Consider the following 12,639-nt stretch of genomic DNA (forward strand, 5'->3'; position numbering starts at 1 on the left):
TAGAAAGCCACGCCGCTGATCGATCAACCGAGAACCGATTCATGTCCGAAGACAACATCCTCACCGCCGACGGCTGGGTTCGCGGCCGGCTGGTCCACGAACACGGCAAGGTCGTGTCCATCTTAGGCGTGCCCTGCGATCCGGCGGACAACGACCTGCCCTATCTGCTGCCGGGTTTCATCGACCTGCACGTTCACGGCGGTGGCGGCAAAGACATCATGGAAGGCGCGTCCGCCTTCGAAACCATCACCCGGACCCATGTTCGTTTCGGCACCACCTCGCTGCTGGCCACTACCATGACCGCGCCGAGCGAAGAAATCACCAGGGTGCTCAAAGCCGTCGGCGAGTTCTGTCTGGATCGACCCAAGGGTAGCGCCCGGGTGCTGGGCGTGCACCTCGAAGGCCCCTACATCAATCCCGGCAAACTCGGCGCGCAACCGAACTTCGCCCACACCGCGATGATGGCCGAAGTCGAGCAATACCTGGCCCTGGCGCCGATTCGCGTCATCACCATCGCCCCGGAAATCGCCGGCCACGATGCGCTGATCCGCGCCCTTAGCGCCCGCGGTGTACGCATGCAGATCGGCCATACCCTCGGCAGTTACGAAGAAGGCGTCGCCGCGCTGGAAGCCGGTGCCACCAGTTTCACTCACCTCTACAACGCCATGAGTCCGTTGCATCACCGCGAGCCGGGCATTGTCGGGGCGGCGCTGGCCCACGCCAAATATGCCGAACTGATCCCGGACTTGCTGCACGTGCACCCCGGCGCGATGCGCGTTGCCCTGCGCTCGATCCCGTGCCTGTATTGCGTGACCGACTCGACCGCCGCAGCGGGTATGCCCGACGGCGAATACAAGCTCGGCAGCCACACCGTGACCAAATGCCTGGGCGGCGTACGCCTGCCCGACGGCACCCTGGCCGGCAGCACCCTGACCATGGATCAGGCCCTGCGCAATCTGGTGAAGATCGGTTTGCCGATCGCCGAGGCCTCGCAACGCCTGTCGCAATTTCCCGCCGATTACCTCGGCCTCACCGAGCGCGGGCGCCTGCAAACGGGTGCCTGGGCCGACTGCGTGCGGCTGGATCGCACACTGAAACTGACCGCCGTCATGGTCGAAGGAGAAGACATTGACTTCAAAAATGCTTGAAGAGGCGCTGTCCTCGTTCGAGGCCGTGCAAGCCCAATTGCAGCAACTCGATCCACCGATGATCGAGATCGCCGGACGCTTGCGCCGTCAGCCACCGCAAGTGGCCATGACCGTGGCCCGCGGCAGTTCCGACCACGCCGCCAATTATTTCGCCTACCTGACCATGCAGTTGCTGGGCATCCCGGTGGCATCGCTGCCGATGTCGGTGGTGACCATGCAGCAGGCGCCGTTGAAAGTCAGCGGTCAGGTGGCGTTCGCCTTTTCGCAATCGGGGCAGAGCCCGGACCTGGTCAACAGCCTGCGCCTGTTGCGCAAACGCGGCGCGCTGAGCATCTCGATGGTCAACGCCGTCGACTCGCCACTGGAGGCCGCCTGTGAATTCAGCCTGCCACTGCTGGCCGGCATTGAAAGTAGCGTCGCCGCGACCAAGAGTTTTATCGCAACCCTCAGTGCCAGCGCCCGGTTGATCGGCCACTGGAAAGAAGATGCCGAACTGCTCGAAGCCGGCCTCGCCTTGCCCGAAGGCTTGCGCGATGCCGCGCGGCAGGACTGGAGCCTGGCTATCGAGGCCCTGCGCGATTGCCAGCGCTTGATGGTGATCGGCCGTGGCGCCGGTTTCGCCATCGCTCAGGAAGCGGCGCTCAAATTCAAGGAAACCTCGGCGATTCAGGCCGAAGCCTTCAGCAGCGCCGAAGTCCGCCACGGCCCCATGGCGCTGATCGACGAGCACTACCCATTGCTGATTTTCGCCCCACGCGGTGCCGAACAAGCCGGCCTGTTGAGCCTGGCGGCGGACATGCGTCAGCGCGGTGCACGGGTATTGCTGGCGGCGCCGGATGACGTGAGCGAGCGCGACCTGACCCTGACCCGCGCCGAACACCCGGCCCTCGATCCGATCCTTGCGATCCAGAGTTTCTATGTGATGGCCGCCGGGCTGGCGGTTGCACGCGGCATGGACCCGGACCAGCCGCGACACCTGAGCAAAGTGACGCGTACCCATTAAAGGCAACGCCCCCCGGGTTGATCCGAACCGTCGTTTTTCCTGATGAGACCGAGCCATGCACAACAACAATAAAGAGCTGACCCTCAGCGCCCCGCTCAGCGGCCCGGTGCTCACGCTCGCCAAAGTCCCGGATGCGGTGTTTGCCAGCGGCGCCATGGGCGACGGGATCGCCATCGACCCGTTGAACGACACCCTGCACGCGCCATGCGCCGGTGTCGTGGTACACGTCGCGCGCACGGGCCACGCCGTGACCCTGCGGGCCGACAACGGCGCCGAACTGCTGCTGCACCTGGGCCTCGACACGGTCGAACTGCAAGGCCGGGGCTTTTCGATGCTGGTTCAGGAAGGCGCACGGGTTGCCAACGGCCAGCCGCTGCTGCGCTACGACCAGGACCAGGTCGCGCAACAGTGCAAAAGCCTGGTCAGCCTGCTGATCCTCACCAACAGCCAGGACTTTCAGGCCCGCCCCATCACCCTCAAATCGGTGAAAGTCGGCGAGCCGTTGCTACACATCATCCGCCGCCATGGCGCGGGCGCGCAGGCGGACATGGAGATGGCCGGCGAAGAAATGGTCGGCCACATCCGCATTGCCCACCGTGGCGGTTTGCATGCGCGGCCAGCCGCGTTGATTCGACAGACCGCCCAGGGTTTCAAGAGCAAATCGCAGTTGCACTTCGCCGGTAAATCGGCGAAATGCGACAGTCTGATCGGCCTGATGGGCTTGGCCATCGGCGAGCAGGACGAAGTGCAGGTCAGTTGCCAGGGTCCGGACGCCGAAGCGGCACTGCAAGCCTTGTTGACCGCGCTGTCCACGGCACTGCCCGAAGAACATCACGCCGCGGCCCCGCCACCGATGATCCAACGCAACCGAGTGGCTGAAGCCGGCGTGTTGCATGGCGTTTGCGCCTCTGCGGGGCTGGTCGGCGGGCCACTGTTGCGCTTGAACGCCATCAGCCTGCCTGCGGATGCCGGGCACAACGATCCGGCGCAACAACGGCAAACCCTCGATTGCGCACTGAGCCAGGTCCGCAGTGAAATCGCCGGCACCTTGGCCCAGGCCAGAAAACACAAGAATACTGACGAAGAAGCCATCTTCGCCGCCCATCTCGCGCTGCTGGAAGACCCGGCATTGCTGGACGCGGCCCATCTGTCCATCGACCACGGCACGGCGGCGACCCACGCCTGGAGCCGATCGATCGACGTGCAGTGCGACGTACTCCAGCAACTGGGCAGTTCGCTGTTGGCTGAACGCGCCAACGACCTGCGTGACCTCAAGCAACGGGTGCTGCGCGCCCTGCTCGGTGAGGCTTGGCATTACGACGTACCGCCCGGCGCCATCGTCGCCGCTCACGAGCTGACTCCGTCCGATCTGCTGCAACTGAGCCAGCAAGGTGTCGCCGGGTTGTGCATGGCCGAGGGTGGCGCGACGTCCCATGTGGCGATTCTCGCGCGGGGCAAAGGCTTGCCCTGCCTGGTCGCGCTGGGCTCATCGCTGCTGGATCAGGAACAGGGCCAGGCGGTCGTGCTGGACGCGGACGGTGGTCGTCTCGAACTGATGCCAAGCGCCGGACGCCTGGCTGAGGTGCATCAGGCGCAGCTTGACCATCAGAAACGCCGCGCCGAGCAACAGACCCAGGCGCATAGCCCGGCGCAAACCCAGGATGGCCAGCGCATCGAGGTCGCCGCCAATGTCGCCTCCAGCGCCGAAGCCGCGGATGCCTTGGCCAACGGAGCGGATGGCGTCGGCCTGTTGCGTACCGAGTTTCTGTTTGTCGACCGCAATACCGCGCCGGACGAACAGGAGCAGCATCGCGCCTATCAAGCGGTCCTCGATGCCATGGGCGACAAGTCGGTGATCATCCGCACCATCGACGTCGGCGGCGACAAGCAACTCGACTATCTGCCCTTGCCCGCCGAAGCGAACCCGGTACTGGGCCTGCGCGGCATTCGTCTGGCCCAGGCCCGCCCGGAACTGCTCGACCAGCAACTGCGTGCGCTGCTGCACGTCACGCCGTTGTCCCGTTGTCGAATCCTGTTGCCGATGGTCACCGAAGTCGACGAGCTACTGCACATCCGCCAGCGCCTCGACGCCTTGTGCATCGAACTGGGCTTGAGCGAGCGCCCGAAGCTGGGGGTGATGATCGAAGTCCCGGCCGCCGCACTGCTGGCCGAACAACTGGCCGAACACGCGGACTTCCTGTCCATCGGCACCAACGATTTGTCGCAATACACCCTGGCCATGGACCGCGACCATGCCGGCCTCGCCTCAAGGGTCGACGCCCTGCACCCGGCGCTGCTGCGCTTGATCGCGCAGACCTGTGCCGGTGCTGCGCAGCACAAGCGCTGGGTCGGGGTTTGTGGCGCGCTGGCCTCCGATCCGCTGGCCACGCCGGTGCTGATCGGGCTGGGCGTGAGCGAACTGTCGGTGAGCCCGGTGCAGATCGGTGAAATCAAGGACCGCGTACGCCACCTCGACGCCAGCGAATGCCGTCGCATCAGCCAGGACCTGCTCAAGCTGAGCAGCGCCTCGGCAGTACGTCATGCCTGTCACCAGCATTGGCCTCTGAGCTAAAGAACAACAAAAAATCCAGGGAGAACCGCCATGTACCAATACTTCATCGAAGGCCTGCAGCGCCTCGGCCGCGCGCTGATGCTGCCGATCGCAATCCTGCCGATTGCCGGCCTGCTGCTGCGCCTGGGCGACACGGACCTGTTGAACATCGCGATCATCCACGACGCCGGCCAGGTAATTTTCGCCAACCTGGCACTGATCTTCGCCATCGGCATCGCCGTCGGGTTCGCCAAGGACAACAACGGCACGGCCGGCCTGGCCGGGGCCATCGGTTATCTGGTGATGGTGTCCACGCTCAAGGTGCTGGATGCGAGCATCAACATGGGCATGCTCGCCGGGATCATCAGCGGTTTGATGGCCGGTGCGCTGTACAACCGGTTCAAGGACATCAAGTTGCCGGAGTACCTGGCGTTCTTCGGCGGCCGGCGTTTCGTGCCGATTGTCACCGGTTTCAGCGCAGTCGGGCTGGGCGTGGTGTTCGGCCTGATCTGGCCACCGGTCCAGCACGGCATCAACGGCTTCGGCGCATTACTGCTGGAAAGTGGCAGCATCGGTGCGTTCATTTTCGGTGTGCTCAACCGCCTGCTGATCGTCACCGGCCTGCACCACATCATCAACAACATGGCTTGGTTCGTATTCGGCAACTTCACCGACCCGACCACGGGCGCCCTGGTGACCGGCGATATATCGCGCTACTTTGCCGGCGACCCGAAAGGCGGCCAGTTCATGACCGGCATGTTCCCTGTGATGCTCTTCGGCCTGCCCGCCGCCTGCCTGGCGATGTACCGCAACGCCCTGCCGGAGCGACGCAAAATCATGGGCGGGATTTTCCTGTCGATGGCCCTGACCTCATTCCTGACCGGCGTCACCGAACCCATCGAATTCGCCTTCATGTTCCTCGCACCGCTGTTGTTCTTGCTACACGCGCTGCTGACCGGCCTGTCCATGGCCGTCACCAACCTGCTGAACATCCACCTCGGCTTCACCTTTTCCGGCGGCTTCATCGACATGATCCTCGGCTGGGGCAAATCCACCAATGGCTGGCGGGTGGTGCCGGTAGGCCTGGTCTATGCACTGATCTACTACCTGGTGTTCGATTTCTGCATTCGCCGTTTCAACCTCAAGACACCGGGCCGGGAAGACACCGCCGCGACCGAAAAGGCTGCCGTGGCTGAAAGCGACCGTGCCGGGGCCTACATCAAGGCCTTGGGTGGTGCCGAAAACCTCATCACCGTCGGCGCCTGCACCACGCGCCTGCGACTGGACATGGTGGATCGCAACAAAGCGTCGGATGCGGACTTGAAAGCGCTGGGTGCCATGGCCGTGGTACGGCCGGGCAAGGGCGGCAGTTTGCAGGTGGTGGTCGGGCCGATGGCCGACAGCATTGCCGATGAGATTCGCCTGGCGATGCCGGCATTGGGTCGCGCATTGATCTCCACACCGGCCGCTACAGTAGGCGCACCGCCCCCTGTCGCCATGGCGGCGCCCGAAGCCCGACAATGGCTAAATGCCCTGGGCGGTGGCGACAACGTGCTGCAACTGAACTGCGTGGCCATGACCCGGATTCGCCTGCAACTGGCCGATGGCAAGGCATTGTCGGAGTGCGATTTGAAGGCGCTGGGTTGTCAGGGGGTGAGTCAGCTTGAGGGCGGCATCTGGCATCTGTTGGTGGGCGACAAGGCCGCAAGTTTGAGTGAGGCGCTGGAAGCGTTGGTCAATCGCAGTGAGGTGAGTGCCAAGGTGTAGTTGTGAGTTGTCTGGCAGGCCGCCATCGCTGGCTTGCCAGCGATGAGACCCCGATTGTCACCACAAAACCTGGGGCATTAAAAAACCCGCTGAAATCACTCTCAGCGGGTTTTTCATTACAGCAGCCTGGAAGATCAGAAATCCTCCAACCGCCACACCTCATACGCCGGTGTCTCGTAGGGATGGCTCTGTTTCAGAGCCGCCACCACCGATCGAATCAACTCATCGGCCACCACCAGCTCAACCTTCCATTCCTCGACCTGCTCGACTTGCCCCGCTTCACCAATGAACGGCTGACTGCCGTCTAATGGTCGAAACTGGCCAAGCCCCAACACTTGCCACGCACAGTGGTCGTAAGCACCGATCCGCCCGCCACCGGCGGCGAATACGGCACTTTTGACCACGTCGACATGACTGTCGGGAACAAAAAAGGAAAGCTTATGCATAGCCTTCAGTTCACCTGCTCTTAATTTACCCAGACTCGGGCATTACGGAACATACGCATCCAAGGTGCGTCTTCGTTCCAGTCGTCCGAACGCCACGAGTTCTGCACGGCACGGAACACGCGCTCCGGGTGCGGCATCATGATGGTCACGCGACCGTCGCGGCTGGTCAAACCGGTGATCCCGCGCGGCGAGCCGTTCGGGTTGGCCGGGTAGTTTTCGGTGACCTTGCCGTGGTTGTCGACGAAACGCATCGCCACGCAACCGGACAGATCGGCTTCCAGCAGTGCTTCTTCGCTGGCGAACTCGGCATGGCCTTCACCGTGGGCGATGGCGATCGGCATACGCGAACCGGCCATGCCTTGCAGGAAGATCGAGTTCGATTCCTGGATCTGCACCATCGCCACACGGGCTTCGAACTGCTCGGAACGGTTACGCACGAAGTGCGGCCAGAACTCGCTGCCCGGGATCAGCTCGTGCAGGTTGGACATCATCTGGCAACCGTTGCACACGCCGAGGGTGAAGCTGTCGTTACGTTCGAAGAAGCCCTGGAACGCATCGCGGGCACGGCTGTTGAACAGCGCCGACTTGGCCCAGCCTTCACCGGCACCCAGTACGTCGCCGTAGGAGAAACCGCCGCAGGCCACCAGGCCCTTGAACTCGTTCAGGTCGACACGGCCGGCCAGAATGTCGCTCATGTGCACGTCGATCGCGTTGAAACCGGCACGGTCGAACGCCGCCGCCATTTCCACCTGACCGTTGACGCCCTGCTCACGCAGCACGGCAACCTGTGGACGAATGCCTTTCTTGATGTAAGGCGCGGCGACATCCTGGTTGACGTCGTAGCTGAGCTTGACGCTCAGGCCCGGGTTGTCCTCTTCCAGCAGCACGTCGAATTCCTGATCGGCGCAGTCGGCGTTGTCACGCAGACGCTGGATCTGGTAGCTGGTTTCGGCCCACTGGCGTTGCAGCAGACGACGCTGGCCTTCGAATACGGTGTCGCCATTGAAAGTGATGCTGATTTCGCCGTTGTTGATCGGCTGACCGATCACCGACACGCACTCGCCCAGACCGGCAGCGCTGAACTGCGCGAGGATGTCCGGGGTAGCGTCCTGGCGAACCTGGATCACGGCGCCCAGTTCTTCGTTGAACAGGATCGCGGCGATGTCCGCCGAGGTTTCCGCCACGCCGTCGAGGTTCAGGCTCAGGCCGCAGTGACCGGCGAAGGCCATTTCCACGGCGCTGGTCAGCAAACCACCGTCGGAACGGTCGTGGTAAGCCAGCAGGTGGCCGTCGGCGTTGAGGCCCTGGATCACGGCGAAAAAGGCTTTCAGGTCTTCGGCGTCATCGACATCTGGAGCTTGCTTGCCGAGCTTGCCGTGAACCTGGGCAAGGATCGAGGCACCCATGCGGTTCTGGCCGCGACCCAGGTCGATCAGGATCAGGTCGGTGGTGCCCTTGTCCATGCGCAGTTGCGGGGTCAGGGTCTGACGGATGTCAGTCACTGGCGCGAAACCGGTCACGATCAGCGACATTGGCGAAGTCACCGCCTTGTCCACGCCGTCATCGTTCCAGCGGGTGGCCATGGACATCGAGTCCTTGCCCACCGGAATGGTGATACCCAGCTCAGGGCACAGCTCCATGCCGACTGCTTTGACGGTGTCGTACAGACGCGCGTCTTCACCCGGGTGACCGGCGGCGGACATCCAGTTCGCCGACAGCTTGATGTCGGAGATCTTGCCGATGCGCGAAGCCGCGATGTTGGTCAGGGTTTCGCCGATGGCCATGCGACCCGACGCCGGAGCATCCAGCAGCGCCAGCGGAGTCCGCTCGCCCATGGCCATGGCTTCACCGGTGTAGACGTCGAAGCTGGTGGCGGTGACGGCAACGTCGGCCACCGGAACCTGCCACGGGCCGACCATCTGATCACGGGCAACAAGGCCGGTGATGGTGCGGTCGCCGATGGTGATCAGGAAGCTTTTGCTCGCCACGGCCGGGTGATGCAGAACACGCTCGACGCAGTCGGCGATGTTCAGGGTCGACGGATCGAAATCGTCACCCAGCTCGTTTTCACGAACCACCGAACGGTGCATGCGCGGAGCCTTGCCCAGCAGCACTTCCAGCGGCATGTCCACCGGGCTGTTGCCGAAGTGGCTATCCGTTACAGTAAGCTGCGGCTCGGCGGTGGCTTCGCCGACTACGGCGAACGGGCAACGCTCGCGTTCGCAGATCGCCTTGAAGCGCTCGAAGTCAGCCGGGCCGACAGCCAGCACGTAACGTTCCTGGGATTCGTTGCTCCAGATTTCGTGCGGGGCCATGCCCGGCTCGTCGTTTGGAATGTTGCGCAGTTCGAAACGGCCACCACGGTCGCCGTCGTTGACCAGTTCCGGGAAGGCGTTGGACAGGCCGCCCGCGCCCACGTCGTGGATGAAGCTGATCGGGTTCTTGTCACCCAGTTGCCAGCAACGGTCGATGACTTCCTGGCAGCGACGCTCCATTTCCGGGTTTTCGCGTTGTACCGAAGCGAAGTCCAGGTCCGCCGAGCTGGTGCCGGTGGCCATGGAGGAAGCCGCGCCGCCGCCCAGGCCGATCAGCATCGCCGGGCCGCCGAGTACGATCAGCTTGGAGCCGACGACGATCTCGCCTTTCTGGACGTGTTCTTCACGGATGTTGCCCATGCCGCCGGCCAGCATGATCGGCTTGTGGTAACCGCGAACTTCATCACCATGAGGCGTGGTGATGGACTGTTCGAAAGTACGGAAGTAACCGGTCAGCGCCGGACGGCCGAATTCGTTGTTGAACGCAGCGCCGCCCAGCGGGCCTTCGATCATGATGTCCAGTGCGGTGACGATGCGCTCGGGCTTGCCGTACGGCACTTCCCACGGCTGTTCGAAACCCGGGATCTGCAGGTTGGACACGGTGAAACCGGTCAGGCCGGCTTTCGGCTTGGCGCCACGACCGGTCGCGCCTTCGTCACGGATCTCGCCACCGGAACCGGTGGATGCGCCCGGGAACGGGGCAATCGCGGTCGGGTGGTTGTGGGTCTCGACTTTCATCAGGATGTGCACCGGTTCCTGCACCGCGCCGTACTGGCGGGTTTCAGGGTCCGGGAAGAAACGCCCGGCCACGGAACCGACGATCACCGAAGCGTTGTCCTTGTAAGCCGACAGCACGCCTTCGTTGTGCATCTGGTAGGTGTTTTTGATCATGCCGAACAGGCTTTTTTCCTGGCTCTGGCCGTCGATGTCCCAACTGGCGTTGAAGATCTTGTGACGGCAGTGCTCGGAGTTCGCCTGGGCGAACATCATCAGTTCGATGTCGTGCGGGTTGCGCTTCAAGCCGACGAAGGCGTTGACCAGGTAATCAATCTCGTCTTCGGCCAGGGCCAGGCCCAGCTCGGTGTTGGCTTTTTCCAGCGCGGCGCGGCCGCCACCCAACACGTCGATTGCGGTCAGTGGCTTGGGTTCGGCGTGGCTGAACAGGCCAGCGGCTTGTTCCAGGTTGCCCAGGACGATCTGGGTCATGCGGTCGTGCAGCCCTTCAGCAATAAGCTGGGCGTCAGCGTCGCTGAACTGGCCGGCTACATAAAAGGCGATGCCGCGCTCCAGACGCTGGATCTTGGTCAGGCCGCAGTTGCGAGCGATGTCGCTGGCCTTGCTCGACCACGGCGAGATGGTGCCGAAACGCGGCAGCACCAGGAACAGACGACCGGTCGGCTCCTGGACCGGAACGCTTGGACCGTACTTCAGAAGGCGCGCGAGCACCTGCTGTTCGTCGCCGGTCAGGACGCCGGTGACTTCGGCGAAGTGAGCGAATTCAGCATACAAGCCACTGACAGCCGGGACCTTCTGGCTCAGTTGCTCAAGGAGTTTGCTGTGGCGAAAGGCAGAAAGGGCAGGAGCGCCGCGCAGGATCAACATCTTCGGGACAGCCTCGGGAAGGGGTGTGCTTTGAGGCCGTGCATTCTAGCCTAAACAGCCCGCGACATCACCCGAAACGCTACACGCGGTTGCACCCGGGCGTCGGCCCGGCTTTCCGGACCGTTCGCCAGCGTTGATCGGGGCGATTGTGACGGGATATTTTTACCGTCACAAAATGTCGCCAGAGCCCATTCCTGCGGGCTCCACAGCGGTTTCCCCTGCCCTAGCAGACTAGCCCTTTGCTGTCGAGATATGGCGCTCGTGGTCCTTTGCGTATACTGCGCAAATGTTTTCCCCAACGGCTTTGCGTCCGCGGTACGCCAAATGGCTGATCGCAACCGGACTCTTCCTGATGCTCAGTGGCTGTGTTGATAAACCCAACACGCTGGAGCGCGTAAAGGAGGATGGTGTGCTGCGGGTGGTTACCCGTAACAGTCCCGCCACCTACTTTCAGGATCGCAACGGTGAAACCGGCTTCGAATACGAGCTGGTGAAGCGCTTCGCCGACGATCTGGGGGTCGAGCTGAAAATCGAGACCGCCGACAACCTCGACGACCTGTTCAATCAGGTGGGCAAGCCCAACGGACCGGTTCTGGCGGCTGCCGGCCTGGTCAGCAGCGAAGAACGCAAGAAGCAGGTGCGGTTTTCCCACTCTTATCTGGAAGTCACCCCGCAGATCATCTATCGCAACGGCCAGTCGCGCCCTACCGACGCGAAGGATCTGGTGGGCAAGAAGATCATGGTACTCAAGGGCAGCACGCACGCCGAGCAACTGGCGCAGCTGAAAAAGAAATTTCCCGGCATCGAATACGAAGAGTCCGACGCGGTCGAGGTCGTTGATCTCCTGCGCATGGTGGACGAAGGTCAGGTCGACCTGACGCTGGTCGACTCCAATGAAGTCGCGATGAACCAGGTGTATTTCACCAATATCCGGGTCGCCTTTGACCTGGGTGATGCCAACAACCAGAGCTGGGCGGTGGCCGCCGGCGACGACAACAGCCTGCTGAACGAAATCAACGACTACCTCGACAAGGTCAAGAAAAACGGCACGTTGCAACGCCTCAAGGACCGCTACTACGGGCATGTCGACGTCCTTGGCTACATGGGCGCCACCACGTTTGCCCAACACTTGCAGCAGCGCCTGCCCAAATACGAACAGCACTTCAAGGCGTACGCCAAGAAAGAGAAAGTCGACTGGCGCCTGTTGGCGGCGGTCGGGTATCAGGAATCCCTGTGGCAACCGACCGTCACCTCCAAGACCGGGGTGCGCGGCCTGATGATGTTGACCCAGAACACCGCACAGGCCATGGGTGTGTCCAACCGCCTCGACCCCAAGCAAAGCATCATGGGCGGCGCCAAGTACCTGGCCTACGTGAAAGATCAGCTGGACGACTCGATCAAGGAACCGGATCGCACCTGGTTCGCCCTGGCGGCCTACAATGTTGGCGGCGGTCATCTGGATGACGCGCGCAAACTGGCGGCCAAGGAAGGTCTGAACCCGGACAAGTGGCTGGACGTGAAGAAAATCCTGCCGCGCCTGTCCGAGAAGAAGTGGTACAGCAAAACCCGATACGGCTACGCCCGAGGCGGTGAGCCGGTGCACTTCGTGGCGAACATCCGTCGTTACTACGACATCCTGACCTGGGTCACGCAGCCGCAGCTTGAAGGCGACCAGGTGGCCGAGGGCAAATTGCATGTGCCGGGAATCGACAAGACCAAGCCGGCCCAGGAGCCCGCCCCCCTCTGATCCCGACACTTTCAATCAAATGTGGGAGCCAGCCTGCTGGCTCCCACATTGGTTTTGCGT

General features: G+C 62.8%; 7 protein-coding genes. 5 read left to right on the top strand and 2 right to left on the bottom strand.

Features of this window, described 5'->3' with window-relative positions:
- The first annotated feature begins 41 nt into the window (after window positions 1-41).
- Genes nagA through nagE form a run of 4 tightly spaced genes read left to right on the top strand, consistent with a single transcriptional unit; the run spans window position 42 to window position 6,469 of the window.
- On the top strand, window positions 42-1,148 hold the full coding sequence (gene nagA / locus FFS64_RS07220; protein WP_137804792.1) for an N-acetylglucosamine-6-phosphate deacetylase: 1,107 nt from the start codon (window positions 42-44) through the stop codon (window positions 1,146-1,148).
- Window positions 1,129-2,151: an SIS domain-containing protein gene (locus FFS64_RS07225; RefSeq protein WP_137804793.1), complete on the top strand. Its 1,023-nt coding sequence runs from the start codon at window positions 1,129-1,131 to the stop codon at window positions 2,149-2,151. The genes nagA and FFS64_RS07225 overlap by 20 nt, the downstream gene beginning before the upstream one ends.
- 55 nt (window positions 2,152-2,206) lie before the next feature.
- Entirely contained in the window at window positions 2,207-4,723 is a 2,517-nt protein-coding gene (gene ptsP, locus FFS64_RS07230; RefSeq protein WP_137804794.1) for a phosphoenolpyruvate--protein phosphotransferase, read from the top strand.
- 30 nt (window positions 4,724-4,753) lie between these two features.
- Window positions 4,754-6,469 (top strand): N-acetylglucosamine-specific PTS transporter subunit IIBC, encoded by a 1,716-nt coding sequence (nagE, locus tag FFS64_RS07235; RefSeq protein WP_137804795.1) that lies wholly within the window; start codon window positions 4,754-4,756, stop codon window positions 6,467-6,469.
- Between the two features lie 134 nt (window positions 6,470-6,603).
- Here nagE and FFS64_RS07240 read toward each other — a convergent pair whose 3' ends face one another.
- Both FFS64_RS07240 and purL read right to left on the bottom strand, forming a co-directional pair.
- Complete coding sequence (locus tag FFS64_RS07240) at window positions 6,604-6,915, bottom strand: YqfO family protein (protein ID WP_137804796.1); 312 nt, start codon at window positions 6,913-6,915, stop codon at window positions 6,604-6,606.
- 20 nt (window positions 6,916-6,935) lie between these two features.
- On the bottom strand, window positions 6,936-10,832 hold the full coding sequence (gene purL / locus FFS64_RS07245) for a phosphoribosylformylglycinamidine synthase (protein WP_137804797.1): 3,897 nt from the start codon (window positions 10,830-10,832) through the stop codon (window positions 6,936-6,938).
- Between the two features lie 286 nt (window positions 10,833-11,118).
- Between purL and mltF the strand changes: the two genes are divergently transcribed.
- The gene (gene mltF / locus FFS64_RS07250) at window positions 11,119-12,579 is read left to right on the top strand and encodes a membrane-bound lytic murein transglycosylase MltF (RefSeq protein WP_137804798.1); all 1,461 of its coding nucleotides are present in this window, start codon (window positions 11,119-11,121) and stop codon (window positions 12,577-12,579) included.
- Window positions 12,580-12,639: the final 60 nt, after the last annotated feature.

Source organism: Pseudomonas sp. G(2018), assembly GCF_005502415.1.
In the GTDB taxonomy this organism is placed as follows: domain Bacteria; phylum Pseudomonadota; class Gammaproteobacteria; order Pseudomonadales; family Pseudomonadaceae; genus Aquipseudomonas.